Source organism: Ensifer sp. LC163 (assembly GCF_001695855.1).
Taxonomy (GTDB): Bacteria; Pseudomonadota; Alphaproteobacteria; order Rhizobiales; family Rhizobiaceae; genus Ensifer.
In genome coordinates, this window is sequence record NZ_MBSS01000067.1 from 139,733 (window position 1) to 154,068 (window position 14,336).

Annotated in this window: 10 protein-coding genes; 9 read left to right on the forward strand and 1 reads right to left on the reverse strand. The window is 63.5% G+C overall.

All coding sequences use genetic code 11. The features are described 5' to 3' along the window. Positions 1 to 4: 4 nt before the first annotated feature. Entirely contained in the window at positions 5 to 1,501 is a 1,497-nt protein-coding gene (gene lysS / locus BC360_RS29120) for a lysine--tRNA ligase (protein WP_065781055.1), read from the forward strand. Positions 1,502 to 1,603: 102 nt separating this feature from the next. Here the strand turns inward: lysS and BC360_RS29125 are convergent, their stop codons facing one another. After that, entirely contained in the window at positions 1,604 to 2,257 is a 654-nt protein-coding gene (locus tag BC360_RS29125; RefSeq protein ID WP_065797810.1) for a hypothetical protein, read from the reverse strand. A gap of 253 nt (positions 2,258 to 2,510) precedes the next feature. Here BC360_RS29125 and BC360_RS29130 point away from each other — a divergent pair, with 253 nt between their 5' ends. From BC360_RS29130 to BC360_RS29165, 8 genes are all read left to right on the forward strand, one after another. Next, positions 2,511 to 3,464 (forward strand): nucleoside hydrolase, encoded by a 954-nt coding sequence (locus BC360_RS29130; protein WP_065781057.1) that lies wholly within the window; start codon positions 2,511 to 2,513, stop codon positions 3,462 to 3,464. Positions 3,465 to 3,555: 91 nt separating this feature from the next. Next, positions 3,556 to 4,566: a ligase-associated DNA damage response exonuclease gene (locus BC360_RS29135; protein ID WP_065797811.1), complete on the forward strand. Its 1,011-nt coding sequence runs from the start codon at positions 3,556 to 3,558 to the stop codon at positions 4,564 to 4,566. Positions 4,567 to 4,569: 3 nt separating this feature from the next. Next, positions 4,570 to 6,183, forward strand: a complete 1,614-nt coding sequence (locus tag BC360_RS29140) for a cisplatin damage response ATP-dependent DNA ligase (protein WP_065797812.1) — start codon at positions 4,570 to 4,572, stop codon at positions 6,181 to 6,183. 67 nt (positions 6,184 to 6,250) lie between these two features. Further along, complete coding sequence (locus tag BC360_RS29145; protein ID WP_065781060.1) at positions 6,251 to 6,439, forward strand: DUF3008 family protein; 189 nt, start codon at positions 6,251 to 6,253, stop codon at positions 6,437 to 6,439. 103 nt (positions 6,440 to 6,542) lie between these two features. Next, positions 6,543 to 9,212: an EAL domain-containing protein gene (locus BC360_RS29150; protein WP_065797813.1), complete on the forward strand. Its 2,670-nt coding sequence runs from the start codon at positions 6,543 to 6,545 to the stop codon at positions 9,210 to 9,212. Positions 9,213 to 9,468: 256 nt separating this feature from the next. Then, positions 9,469 to 12,375, forward strand: coding sequence for a monovalent cation/H+ antiporter subunit A (locus BC360_RS29155; RefSeq protein ID WP_065797814.1), 2,907 nt, complete (start codon positions 9,469 to 9,471; stop codon positions 12,373 to 12,375). Further along, entirely contained in the window at positions 12,375 to 12,722 is a 348-nt protein-coding gene (locus tag BC360_RS29160; protein ID WP_065781158.1) for a Na+/H+ antiporter subunit C, read from the forward strand. The genes BC360_RS29155 and BC360_RS29160 overlap by 1 nt, the downstream gene beginning before the upstream one ends. Then, positions 12,691 to 14,334, forward strand: a complete 1,644-nt coding sequence (locus BC360_RS29165; protein ID WP_065797815.1) for a monovalent cation/H+ antiporter subunit D — start codon at positions 12,691 to 12,693, stop codon at positions 14,332 to 14,334. The genes BC360_RS29160 and BC360_RS29165 overlap by 32 nt, the downstream gene beginning before the upstream one ends. Positions 14,335 to 14,336: the final 2 nt, after the last annotated feature.

The window sequence follows — 14,336 nt, forward strand, 5'->3', positions numbered from 1 at the left end:
GACGATGAACGACAAGACCGAAGCAACAGGCCTCTCCTCCGACGTGACGGAAGTGCGCGCGCAGAAGCTGAAGCTGCTGCGCGAGCAGATCGGCGACGTCTATCCGGCCCATTTCCACCGGACGATGACCAATGCCGAACTGGCGGCAAAGTACGAGAACCTGGAGTTGGACACCGAGACGCAGGATGTCGTCACCGTTGCCGGCCGCGTCTACTCGTCGCGCAACTCCGGCATGTTCATGGATATCCATGACGCATCCGGCAAGATCCAGATCTTCAGCCACAAGGACACCACCCCGGAAGATGCACGCGCGCTCTTGCCGATGATCGACATCGGCGACATCATCGGCGTGACCGGCGTTGTCCGTCGCACCAAGCGCGGCGAACTGACGATCAACGCGCAAGCGATCACCATGCTGACGAAGTCGCTGCTGCCGATGCCGGAGAAGTGGCATGGCCTGTCGGATATCGAGCTGCGCTACCGCAAGCGCCACCTCGACATCATGACCAACGAGGAATCCAAGCTGCGTTTCCAGCAGCGCAGCAAGATCGTCTCGGGCATCCGCCGCTTCATGGAAGACGACGGCTTCATGGAAGTCGAAACGCCGATGCTGCATTCGGTCTATGGCGGCGCGACGGCAGAGCCGTTCAAGACCCACCACAACACGCTGAAACTCGACATGTACCTGCGCATCGCGCCGGAGCTGTACCTGAAGCGCACGCTGGTATCGGGCCTGACCGACAAGGTGTTCGAGATCAACCGCAACTTCCGCAACGAAGGTGTGTCGACAAGGCACAATCCCGAGTTCACCATGATGGAGTGCTACTGGGCCTATGCCGACTACGAGGACATCATGGACCTCGTCGAGCGGCTGTTTACCAAGCTCGCTCTGTCGATCCACGGCTCGACCGAGTTCATGTTCGGCGACAAGGAAATCTCCTTCAAGGGTCCTTTCCGCCGCGTGCCGATGCCGGATGCCGTCAAGGAAGCGACCGGCATCGATTTCCTGGCGATGAAGACCGACGAAGAAGCCCGCGCTGCGGCCAAGGCTGCCGGTTTCGAGGTCGAGAAGGACTGGACCTGGGGCGAGTGCCTCGCCTTCGTCTTCGAAGAGAAGGTCGAGCCGACACTGATCCAGCCGGCCCACGTCACGCATTTCCCGAAGGACATCTCGCCCTTCGCCAAGGAAGTGCCGGGCGAGCCGCGCCTCGTCGAGCGTTTCGAGACCTATTGCAACACCTGGGAACTCGGCAACGCCTTCTCTGAACTCAACGATCCGGAAGAGCAGCGCGCCCGCATGGTCGAGCAGCTCGAGCAGGCGCATGCGCGCGGCGAAAAGGCCAAGCAGCTCGACGACGAGTTCCTTGACGCCATCGACCAGGGCATGCCGCCGGCAGGCGGCCTCGGCATCGGCGTCGACCGCCTGATCATGCTTCTGACCAACGCGCCGTCGATCCGCGACATCATCCTGTTCCCGGCGCGTCGCAACAAGGCCGACTGATCGGGGCCATAACGGCACAAGACACAAAGCCCGGCGCGTTTGCGGCGGGCTTTTTTCGTTTTTCAAGGATGGATTACCTGGCGCCTTTTGGCGCGAACCGCGTCAGTGGCCGGCCGGCGCCTCGGCGCTCTCGACCTTGTGCTCTTGCGCTGCGGCCTCAGGCACCGCCTCGCCCTCGACGGTGACGGCGTTCGGATCGATGCAGGGCGAACGATCGTCCATACCAGCCATCATGCCGCGGATCTCGCCCACGGAAAGATCGACCGTGCTGCCATGAAAGAAACCGGCCGAGTTTGCCTTGCCGTCGTTGTAGGACGCGCGGAAAGGCTCGTCCATGCCAGGCACGCTTTGCGGACCCGGTGCGAAGAGAACTTGCGCCCCGATCGCAGCACCTCGAACCTGGGCGCGCTCTTCCGGCCCGGCCGCATCGAGAACGACGACCTGGTAGAGATCAGCCTTCTCTGCCTTGGACAGGGCACCGACCACGCGCAGAGCAGTGCGCATGCGCGCCTCGCCGTCGGCGCGATCCGTCTTGATGTGCATGCGGACCCAGCGCTGACCATGATGGCCGAGCTTCAGAGTTCGGACCAAAGTGCATTCGAGGCCGGAGATGGCTGGCTTGGAGATCCGCTCCATCAACGCGTCGCGGCCGACATAGACGGCGGCAGCACCTGAGGCCGCCGACACGCCGAACGCCGCGGCAAGGATGACGAGGAGCCTCTTTGACGGGCGCAACTTGCCGAGAATAGCCTTCACGAGAATGGCTCCGCTGTCATATCAGGAACTGAAACAAAAGCCCGAAGGCGCCTTGCAAGGATAGGCGCTTCACCTTTCAGAAAGTTTAAGCAGGCCCCGGGGAGTGGTGATCGAAAAGAACACAGGTTATGCCCAACAGTTCACCAGCTTTGCCGTCGGGCATATCCGATGGGGATCGATGACCGATTGACTTTCGCGGGCATCTTGCCTCCATTGCGACCCGTCAAACGCAAGAAAAAGAAAAGAAGAACACATGCACAAGGTTATCTTTGATACGGATCCGGGCATCGACGATGCGATGGCCCTCCTTTTCCTTCACCGCCACCCGGATATCGACCTGATCGGCATCACCACGGTCTTCGGCAACGCCTCGGTCGAAACGACGACGCGCAACGCGCTGTTCCTGAAGCGTGAATGGGGCATAAAGGCACCGATCGCAAAGGGTCTCGACAAGACATTCAATCCGGATCGGCCGCATGTCGGCTGGCCGACCTTCATCCATGGCGATGATGGCCTCGGCAACATCGACGTGCCCGAGACGATCGACCTGCCCGTCGATCCCCGCCCGGCGCACCGTTTCATCATCGACACCGTTCGCGCCCATCCCGGCGAAGTGACGCTCATTGCCGTCGGTCGCATGACCAACCTGGCGCTGGCGCTGGGCGAAGATCCGGACTTTGCGCCGCTGGTGCGCGAAGTCGTGATCATGGGCGGTGCCTTCGACGTCAACGGCAACATCACGCCTGCCGCCGAAGCCAACATCCATGGCGATCCCGAAGCAGCCGACGTGGTGATGACCGCCCCCTGGCCGGTCACCGTCGTCGGTCTCGACGTCACCACCAAGACCGTGATGACCAACGCGATGCTCGCCGACATCGCTACGCGCGGTGGACCGCCGGCAAAGCTGCTCTCGGACATCTCGCAGTTCTACATCACCTTCTACGAGCAGCATGTGCCTGATGGCATGGTGGTGCATGACAGCTGCGCCTGCGCCTATGTCGTGGCGCCGGACCTGTTCAAGGTGCGCAGCGGCGTCATCCGCGTCGTCTGCGGCGGCATTGCCGACGGCCAGACGATCCAGAAGCCCGACAGCCGGCTGTTCCCGCCAAGCCCGTGGGACAACCTGCCGAGCCAGAAGGCCTGCATCGACATCGATGCGGCGAAGACCCTGAAGCTGATCGGCGACACGCTGGCACTGCACGACTGATGCGTCCTCGAACGGATCGGCATCGCCGACCGCTCGAAAAACTTTGCACCGATGGCTGGCGGATATGTTTTCGCCAGCTATCTCTAAAGGCATGAAACCGGACGCCCTGCTCTATCCCGCCCCGAAAGGTCTCTATTGCGAGATCGGGGATTTCTACATCGATCCGGTGCAGCCGGTCGACCGCGCACTGATCACCCATGGCCATTCCGACCACGCCCGTGCCGGGCACGGCCAGGTGCTGGCCACCCGCGAAACACTCGATATCATGCGCATCCGCTACGGCGACGGCTTCTGCGGCACGAGCCAGGCCGTTGCGCTGGGTCAGACAATCGTTGTCAACGGTGTGGAGGTGCGTTTTCACCCCGCAGGCCATGTGCTCGGCTCGGCGCAGATCTCGGTGGCAGCGAAGGGTACGCACATCGTCGTGTCGGGCGACTACAAGCGGCGGCGCGACCCGACCTGCTTACCGTTCGAACCGGTCCCTTGTGACGTCTTCATCACCGAGGCTACCTTCGGCCTGCCGGTCTTCCACCACCCCGACGACCGCGCCGAGATGCATAAACTGCTGACGTCGCTGAAGCAGTTTCCCGAGCGCACGCATGTGGTCGGCGCCTATGCGCTCGGCAAGGCACAAAGGGTAATCGCCCTTCTCCGCGAGCAGGGCTACGACCGGCCGATCTACATCCACGGCGCTCTGCAGAAGCTCTGCGATTACTATCGCGGCGAAGGCATCGACCTCGGTGAGATCCGGCCGGCGACGCTTGCAGCCGACGAGAAACAGGATTTTGCCGGCACCGTTGTCATCGGCCCGCCCGCCGCCTTCGCCGATCGCTGGGCCCGGCGCTTCGTCGATCCGCTGGCGATCTTCGCCTCGGGCTGGATGATGATCCGGCAACGGGCCAAGCAGCGCGGCGTCGAACTGCCGCTGGTGATCTCCGACCATTGCGACTGGCCCGAACTGACCCAAACGATCCGTGAGGTCGGCCCGTCCGAGGTCTGGGTCACCCATGGCCGCGAGGAGGCGCTGGTGCGCTGGTGCGAGCTTGAGGGCATCGCGGCGCGACCCTTACATCTCGTCGGCTACGACGACGAGGGGGAATGAGCGATGAAGGCCTTCGCCGAACTGCTCGACCGGCTCGTGCTCACCCCGCAGCGCAACGCCAAGATCCGACTGCTGGCGGATTATTTCCGCGCTGCACCGGATCCGGACCGCGGTTATGCGCTTGCGGCGATCGCCGGCACGCTCTCGCTTGCCACCGTCAAGCCGGCGATGATCCGCGACCTGCTGCTCGAGCGCATGGACGAAGTGCTGTTCCGCTATTCCTACGATTATGTCGGTGACCTCGCGGAAACGGTCTCGCTGGTCTGGGAGCCGCCCGCGGGCGTGGCACCGAGCGACATCCGGCTTAGCGACGCAATCGAGACGCTGCAGGCGACCGGCCGTGCCAATGTGCGCAGCGTCGTTCGCGACATGCTCGACCGGCTCGACACCTCGGCGCGCTTCGCCTTCCTGAAACTGGTGACCGGCGGCCTGCGCATCGGGGTGTCCGCCAAGCTTGCCAAGCAGGCGCTGGCCGAGATGGGCGGCAAGGACGTCAGCGAAATCGAGACACTCTGGCACGGGCTCGCCCCGCCCTATTCGCCGCTCTTCCAATGGCTGGCGGGAGAGGCGGGAAAGCCGGTCCTTTCGACGCCCGCCGTCTTCCATTCGGTGATGCTCGCCACCCCGGTCGGCGAAGGCGACCTCGACGAGCTCGATCCCAGGGATTTTGCCGCCGAGTGGAAGTGGGACGGCATTCGCGTGCAGCTTGCCAATATCGGCGGGACCAGGCGGCTCTATTCGCGCAGCGGCGACGAAATCTCCGGCGCCTTCCCCGACGTGCTGGAAGCGGCCGATTTCTCGGGCATCATCGACGGCGAACTGCTGGTCGGCGGCACCGCCCGCACCAACCGCGCCACCCGGACCTTCTCCGACCTGCAGCAACGGCTGAACCGCAAGACCGTCAGTCGCAAGATGCTTGACGAATATCCGGCCTTCATCCGCGCCTACGACGTGCTCTTTTCGGGCGAAACCGACGTTCGAGCGGAGGGTTTCCTGGCGCGACGGGCACTGCTGAGCGACCTCGTCGAACGGGCTTCGCCGCAGCATTTCGACCTGTCGCCGCTCGTGCCGTTTTCCTCCTGGGAGGAACTCGACCGGCTCCGGTCCGATCCGCCCGATCCCGTCATCGAGGGCATCATGCTCAAGCGGCTGGATTCGCCCTATACCGCCGGCCGCGCCAAAGGCCCCTGGTTCAAGTGGAAGCGCGCACCCTTCAACGTCGATGCCGTGCTGATGTATGCGCAGCGCGGCCATGGCAAGCGCTCCAGCTACTATTCCGATTTCACCTTCGGCGTCTGGACTGAGATCGACGGCGCGGAAACGCTGGTGCCGGTGGGCAAGGCCTATTTCGGCTTTACCGATGCCGAGCTGGAGATTCTCGACCGCTTCGTCAGGGACAATACCACCGAGCGCTTCGGTCCGGTACGGGCGGTGCGGGCTGCACCCGATTTCGGCTTCGTCGTCGAGGTCGCCTTCGAGGGCCTCAACCGCTCGACCCGACACAAGTCGGGTGTTGCCATGCGCTTTCCGCGTATCGCGCGGCTACGGCAGGACAAGCTCCCCCGTGAGGCCGACCGGCTGGATACCTTGCAGGCGATGATCGAAAGCAGATCGTGATCGGAAAAACGGAACCGGCGTGATCGATCTGCGTTGAGCTTGGCGACCGCAAGGAAGGAGATGCGACATGCCTGCAAAATCCAAAGCCCAGCAGAAAGCAGCCGGCGCAGCACTCGCCGCCAAACGCGGGGACATGAAGAAATCCGAACTCAAGGGTGCCTCACGCGACATGGAAAAATCCATGACCGAAGGCGAACTCGAAGAGCTTGCCGAAACCAAACGCAAGAATCTGCCCGAGCGAAAGACGGCAAAATGACCCCGGGCAAGAATAAAAGCCGGAACTAAAACAACAATTGTTAATACCAATTTGGGATCATCCCGGTCGTTTCGTATCATTCGCACGCCGCCGGGGTGATCTTGTGCCTGCCAGACATGCCTTCCACCTCGGGAAGAAGAAACTTTCCAGGGTTCTGACACCCAACTACCTTCCCGCGATCATTGCCTCTTTCGTCGTCCTGGTCGCCGGCATCCTCGCGGACAATCAGAACCAGGTGGTCTCCGAAGCGCGCGTGCGGTCGCAGGTCGCCGACGAACTGAACCCGATCCGCTCCAGGCTGGAAGCGAGCATCAACGGCAATATCCAGCTCGTGCGCGGCCTGATCGGCACGATCGTGACCGAGCCGGGCATGGGCCAGGATCGGTTCGCCGCCCTGTCGCGCAGCATCTTCACCGAGCGGTCGCAGCTACGCAGCATTGCTGCCGCGCCGAACCTGGTCGTGCGCATGGCGTACCCCTTGCGAGGAAACGAGAAGGCGATAGGGCTCGACTACCGCAAGAACGATGCGCAGCGCGCCGCCGTCATGAAGGTCAGGGACACGGGGAGGATGGTGCTCGCCGGCCCGGTGGACCTCGTCCAGGGCGGGCGCGGACTGATCGGCCGGTTTCCGGTATCGGTCGATACCGGTGGAGGCAGCAATCGCTTCTGGGGAATCGTATCCGCCGTCATTGACGTCGATCGCCTCTACAATGACAGCGGCCTCCTCTCCTCCAAGCTCGGCATCGATATCGCCATTACCGGCCGAGATGGGACGGGCAGCGACGGAACGGCCTTCTTCGGCGACCCCAGGGTTTTCGAACAGGCGCCGGTGGGCATGACGGTCCTGCTTCCCGGCGGCTCCTGGCGCATTGTGGCCGTCCCCAAGGGCGGCTGGCCGCACACGGCGCGCAATGCCTGGTTCATCCGCGCGCTGATCGTTGCCGGCGGTCTGATGATCATTTTGCCGATGCTGCTGACCGGCCGGTTGATGAGCGAGCGGCAGAACAACATTCGCGCGCTCAGACAGAGCAAGGCGCAGTTGCAGGAACTGTCGCACCGCCTGAAGATCGCCCTCGATACGTCGCAGATCGGCATCTGGGAACTCGACATCGCCAGCGGCAAGCTGCTCTGGGACGAGCGGATGAAAGAGCTCTACGGCAAGACCGGATCGGTCCACCAGGCCTATGACGACTGGAAGACCAGCCTGCATCCCGACGATCTTGCCCGGGCGGAAGAGGAATTCGCCGAAGCCCTTGCCTCGGGCGGCGCCTACAATTCCGAGTTCCGAATCCGGCTACCGGACGACACCATCCGGCATATCCGCGCTATCGGCTCGACCTATGACGGCGCCGACGGGCGCAAGAAGATCGTCGGCGTCAACTGGGACGTGACCGCCGATATCAAGACCCGCGCGACCCTGTCGGAAGCCAGGCGCCAGGCTGAAGCGCACAGCGCCGAACTGGAAGCGGCACGTCACCGCATGGAATTCAATGCCCTGCACGACCCCTTGACCGGCCTGCCGAACCGGCGCTTCCTCGACCAGGTGCTTGCGGACAGAAGCCATCACTTCGATGCCGAGGCGAGGCTCAGCATCTTTCATATGGACCTCGATCGCTTCAAGCAGATCAACGACACGCTCGGCCATGCCGCCGGCGACGAGATCCTGCGCCACGCCGCCGAACTGCTGCGTACCAACGCCAGGGAGAAGGACTTCGTCGCCCGCATCGGCGGCGACGAGTTCGTCATCGTCCGCGCGGAGGATAGCGCTGAGCCCGATGCGCGGCTCGCATCCTGCATCATTGAAGCCATGAGCGTGCCGGTTCGCTACAAGGATCAGGAATGCCGCATCGGCGTCAGCATCGGCATCGCAGCGCAGGCCGAGCCGACCGACGATCTGTCCCAGATCCTCGTCAATGCCGACATCGCCCTTTACGAGGCCAAGCGCCGCGGCCGCAACCGGCACGAAACCTTCACTGGCGACCTGAAGACTGCCGTGTTCAAGACCAAGCAGACCGCCGACGAGATCCTTCGCGGCCTCGAGCACAAGGAATTCATCGCGCATTTCCAGCCGCAGTTCTGTCCGAACACGCTTGAGGTCATCGGCGTCGAAGCGCTGGCGCGCTGGGACCACCCGGCCAAGGGATTGCTGGGTCCGCACACCTTTCTTAGGACTGCCGAAGACATCAACGTCGTCGCCTCCATCGACCAGGCGATCCTGGAGCAGGCGCTGTTCCAGATTTATCGCTGGGAAGCCATCGGCATCCATATTCCGAAGGTCTCGGTCAACCTGTCCTATGCCCGTCTGCACGACGAAGGGCTGATCGACCGTCTCGAGCAATTGCAGATCCCGCGCGGCCGCCTGTCCTTCGAGCTTCTGGAATCGATCTCCTTCGACGAGAGCGACGTCACGGTGCTGTCGAACATCCGCCGGATCAAGGAACTCGGCATCGATATCGAGATCGACGATTTCGGCACCGGTTATGCCTCCATCCTCAGCCTGTTGAAGCTGACGCCGCGGCGCCTGAAGATCGATCGCCAGTTGATTCTGCCGATCCTGAACTCGCCGGCGGAAAAGCGCCTCGTCGAATCGATCATCGATATCGGCACCTCGCTCGGCATCGAAGTGATCGCCGAAGGCGTCGAAACGCTCGAGCACGCCCATATTCTGAGAGAACTCGGCTGTCATGGCCTTCAGGGCTATGTCTTTGCCCGGCCAATGAGCGCCAACGATCTCGCCGCCTTCGTTTTCGAGCGCAGGTGGCAGGCCGCCTGACGGCGCCTCCAGCCGGCTGCGACAGTTCGGCGCGCGAGCGAGCGGGCTAAAAAAGCGCTGCGCGCGCATTTTTCAAGTGCCGAGGCTTGGCAGCCCCAGGGAAAATCGTCATAAAAACATATGCCTGTTACCGCTATGCGGACCATGACGGCATCGTCTGTGACCGTTGCGTCAGCGATGGTTCTTGAGGGGCCTCGGCACCCAATCTCCATTATGCCCAAGAGAAGGGAACGGTACAATCGAATACGCGGGGAAATTGCTTTCTGTCTTCATCCTAGCCCCGTTCGCGGGAAGCCTCATTGCAATCTTCTTTCCGTCCGATCAACGCGGCGCAACGGCCTGGTTCGCAGGCGCGATCGCGCTTCTCTGTTTCCTGGTTGCTGCGGGCCTTTACCCCTTCGTCACCTCCGGCGGCGTTCTGCGCTATGAACTTGCCTGGATGCCGGAGCTCGGCCTCAACTTCACCTTGAGAATGGACGGCTTTGCCTGGCTGTTCACGGTGCTGGTGACCGCAATCGGCGTGCTCGTCGTGCTCTACGCCCGCTATTACATGGCGGCCGAAGACCCGGTGCCGCGCTTCCTTGCCCTGTTCCTCGCCTTCATGGGGTCGATGCTCGGCGTCGTTCTCTCCGGCAATCTGATCCTGCTTGCGGTCTTCTGGGAGCTGACGAGCATCGTCTCATTCCTGCTGATCGGCTATTGGCACCACAACGCCCATGCCCGCGACGGTGCCCGCATGGCACTGACGATGACCGGCATGGGCGGGCTTTGCATGCTTGTCGGGCTGTTGATCATGGGCCGGATCGTCGGCAGCTACGATCTCGACGTCGTGCTCGCCTCCGGCGACACGATCCGCAATCACCCGCTCTACGTCACGATGCTGATCCTGATTCTGCTCGGTGCCTTGACCAAGAGCGCACAGTTCCCGTTTCATTTCTGGCTGCCGCACGCCATGGCGGCGCCGACCCCGGTCTCGGCCTATCTGCATTCGGCGACCATGGTGAAGGCGGGCGTGTTCCTGCTCGTGCGGTTCTGGCCGGTCATGGCCGGCACCGAGGCCTGGTTCTGGATCGTCGGGCTCGCCGGCCTGACGACGCTGCTTCTCGGCGCCTATTTCGCGATCTTCCAGCAGGACCTGAAGGGGCTTCTGGCCTATTCGACCATCAGCCACCTGGGACTGATCACGGTTCTGCTCAGCCTCGGCAGTCCGCTTGCCGCCGTCGCCGCGGTCTTCCACATCGTCAATCACGCGACCTTCAAGGCATCGCTGTTCATGGCGGCCGGCATCATCGACCATGAGACCGGGACACGCGACATGCGCAAGCTCGGCGGGCTCATACGCTACATGCCCGGCACTGCCGTGCTCGCCATGGTCGCCAGTGCTGCGATGGCCGGCGTGCCGCTGTTGAACGGCTTCATCTCCAAGGAGATGTTCTTCGCCGAAGCCATCGAGACGCACCAAGCCAACCTGCTCGATGCGATCACGCCCTATGTCGCGACGCTCGCCGGCATGTTCGCGGTGACCTATTCGCTGCGCTTCATCCACAGCGTCTTCTTCGGCCAGACGCCGAGCGACCTGCCCAAGATCCCGCATGAGCCGCCGCGCTGGATGCGTGCGCCGATCGAGTTCCTGGTGCTGGCCTGCCTCGTCGTCGGCATCATCCCGGCGATCACCATCGGCCCGTTCCTGCATACCGCCGTCGTGTCGATCCTTGGGGCGAGCACCCCACAGTACAGCCTCTCGGTCTGGCACGGCTGGAACCTGCCGCTGATCATGAGTTGCGTGGCGCTCCTCGGCGGCGTCGGCCTTTATTTCCTGATGAAGAACTATCTGGCGACCAGCACCGAGGGGCCGCCGGTCTTCCGCCTGCTGCACGGTCAGCGCATCTTCGAGCGGGTGCTGGTGACCCTGTCATGGAAATGGGCGCGTTCGCTCGAACAGAGGCTCGGCACGCGCCGGCTGCAGCCGCAGATGCGGTTCCTGGTCTTCGTGGCGATCGTCGCCGGTGCGCTTCCGCTGCTGCTCAATCGCTTCGAACTGCCGCCGCTTCTCGTGCGCGGCATCGACCCGGCCTTCGCCCTGCTCTGGGCGATCGGCATCGCCTGTGCGGTGGGGGCGGCCTACCAGGCGAAGTTCCACCGGCTGGTGGCGCTGGTACTGCTCGGCGGCGCCGGCCTCGTCACCTGCATCACCTTCGTCTGGCTGTCGGCCCCCGACCTTGCGGTCACCCAGCTCCTCGTCGAAATCGTCACCACGGTCTTGATCCTGCTCGGCCTGCGCTGGCTGCCCAAGCGCATCGAGGACACGCAGGAATTAGAATTGCTGTCGCTGCGCGTTCGTCTGCGGCGCTTGCGCGACTTTCTGCTCGCCATCGTGGCGGGCGGCGGCGTGGCGCTGATCGCCTATACGGTGATGACCCGTCCGATGCCCGAGACCATCGCCAGCTACTTCCTCGAGCGCGCCTACAAGGAAGGCGGCGGCACCAATGTCGTCAACGTCATCCTTGTCGACTTCCGCGGCTTCGATACCCTCGGCGAAATCGCGGTGCTGGCGATCGTCGCACTGACCGTGTTCGCGCTCCTGCTCCGCTTCCGTCCGCAGGCCGACAGCCTCGAGGCACCGGAACAACAGCAGGTGCAGAATGCCTTCGACGACGATCACCCCGATCGCGCCAAGGGCGACAGCGTCGCCGAGTATCTGTTCGTTCCATCGGTGATCATGCGCTGGATGTTCCCGGTCAGCGGCATGCTGGCCGCCTATCTCTTCCTGCGCGGCCACGATTTGCCGGGCGGTGGTTTTGCGGCCGGCATCGCCATGTCGATCGGCTTCATCCTGCAATACATGTCGGGCGGCACCCGCTGGGTCGAGGAGCGGCTGCGCATCCATCCGCTGCGCTGGATGGGCATCGGCATCATCGTTGCGGCGGCAACCGGCATCGGTTCATGGCTGTTCGGCTATCCGTTCCTGACCTCGCACGCGCAATACGTCACCCTGCCGATCGTCGGGAAATTCCCGCTGGCGAGCGCGATCTTCTTTGATCTTGGTGTCTTCTCGCTGGTAGTCGGGGCAACCGTCCTCATCCTGATCGCCCTGGCGCACCAGTCGATCCGCGCACCGCGTGCCCATGCCCGTGTCCTTCGCGCCGGAAAGGAGGCGAAGTAGTGGAGATCATCCTGTCTGCCGCCATCGGCGTTCTCACCGCCTCGGGCGTCTATCTCCTGCTCAGGCCGCGCACCTATCAGGTGATCATCGGCCTGTCGCTGCTCTCCTATGCCGTCAATCTCTTCATCTTCAGCATGGGGCGGCTGCGCGTGAACGCGCCCCCCATCCTCGATCCCGGCGGCGTCGGCGATCTCTCGCGCTACACCGATCCGGTGCCGCAGGCGCTGGTGCTGACCGCGATCGTCATCGGCTTTGCCATGACGGCGCTCTTCCTTGTCGTGCTGCTCGCCTCGCGCGGCTTCACCGGCACCGACCATGTCGACGGAAGGGAGCAGCGCAGTGACTGATTGGCTGCACCACCTGATGATCCTGCCGATCCTGCTGCCGCTGATGGTCGGCGCGGCGATGATCCCGATCGACGAGCGCAACCGCATGGCCAAGGGCGTGATGGGCTTCGTCTCGACGCTCGCCCTCTTCGTGCTCTCCATGGTGCTGATGCGCGCTAGCGCCTCGACGGAAGGCTTCCTTGCCGGCACAAGCGTCTACCAGCTCGGCAACTGGCCGGCGCCCTTCGGCATCGTTCTCGTGCTCGACCGGCTCTCGGCGCTGATGCTCTGCCTGACGAGCGGCCTGGCGCTGGCCGCCCAGGTCTATTCGATCGCCCGCTGGCACACCGCCGGCCATCACTTCCATTCGCTGTTCCAGCTGCTGATCGCCGGTCTAAACGGCGCCTTCCTGACGGGAGATCTTTTCAATCTCTTCGTCTTTTTCGAGATCATGCTGGCGGCATCCTACGGCCTGCTGCTGCACGGCTCCGGTCCGCTGCGCGTCAAGGCCGGCCTACATTATGTCGCAATCAATCTTGCCGCCTCGTCGCTGTTCCTGATCGGCGTCAGCCTGATCTATGGCGCCACCGGCACGCTCAACATGGCCGACCTTGCCGTCGAGCTCGCCAGCATTTCGCCGGAGAACCGCCAGATGGTCGAAGTCGGCGCCGGCGTCCTCGGCGTCGCCTTCCTGGTCAAGGCCGGCATGTGGCCTTTGAGCTTCTGGCTGCCGACCGCCTATTCGGCGGCGACGCCGCCGGTTGCGGCCGTCTTTGCTGTGCTGACCAAGGTCGGCATCTACGTCATCCTGCGCCTGTCGCTGCTTGTCTTCGGCGCCAATGCCGGGGTCTCCGCCGGCTTCGGCCAGACGCTGCTGGTCGTCGGCGGCATGTTGACGATCGCCTTCGGCGCGATCGGCGTGCTCGCCTCGCAGGCGATGGCCCGGCTTGCCGCCTATTCGGTGCTGGTATCCTCAGGCACGCTGATGGCAGCAATCGGCCTCGGGCATTCCAGCATGATTGCCGGCGCGCTGTTTTATCTCGTCAGCTCGACGCTGACGATCTCGGCGTTCTTCCTGCTGATCGAATTGGTGGAGCGCGGCCGCGACGCCGGCGCCGACGTTCTGGCGGTAACGATGGAAGCCTATGGCGATGCCGACGAGGACGAGGAAGTGGACGAAGCCGGCGCCGCTATTCCCGGCACAATGGCTGTGCTCGGCCTCTGCTTCTGCCTCTGCGCATTGTTGCTTGCCGGCCTGCCGCCACTTTCGGGCTTCGTCGCCAAGTTCGCGATCCTGAGCGGTCTGTTCGGCCTCGCCGACCCCGAGGCCGCGTCGGCGATTTCGGCTGCCGACTGGACCTATGTCACATTGCTGATCCTGTCCGGCCTCTCCGCCATGATCGCCATGAACCGCGTCGGCATCCGCACCTTCTGGGCCTCGATCGAAAATACCGAGCCGCGCGTCTTCGTCATCGAGATTGCCCCTGTCGTGGTGCTGCTCGGCGCCTGCATCTTCCTGAGCCTGCAGGCCGGCCCGACGATGCGCTACATGCAGGCGACGGCGGATTCCCTGCTCGATCCGTCGATCTATACCCAGCGCGTCCTCAGGGCGCCGCGTGTGGGAGGGCAGTAGCC

Coding starts and splice junctions, on each gene's coding strand:
- lysS (WP_065781055.1), top strand. CDS start 5: ATGAACGACAAGACCGAAGCAACAGGCCTCTCCTCCGACGTGACGGAA.
- BC360_RS29130 (WP_065781057.1), top strand. CDS start 2,511: ATGCACAAGGTTATCTTTGATACGGATCCGGGCATCGACGATGCGATG.
- BC360_RS29135 (WP_065797811.1), top strand. CDS start 3,556: ATGAAACCGGACGCCCTGCTCTATCCCGCCCCGAAAGGTCTCTATTGC.
- BC360_RS29140 (WP_065797812.1), top strand. CDS start 4,570: ATGAAGGCCTTCGCCGAACTGCTCGACCGGCTCGTGCTCACCCCGCAG.
- BC360_RS29145 (WP_065781060.1), top strand. CDS start 6,251: ATGCCTGCAAAATCCAAAGCCCAGCAGAAAGCAGCCGGCGCAGCACTC.
- BC360_RS29165 (WP_065797815.1), top strand. CDS start 12,691: ATGTCGACGGAAGGGAGCAGCGCAGTGACTGATTGGCTGCACCACCTG.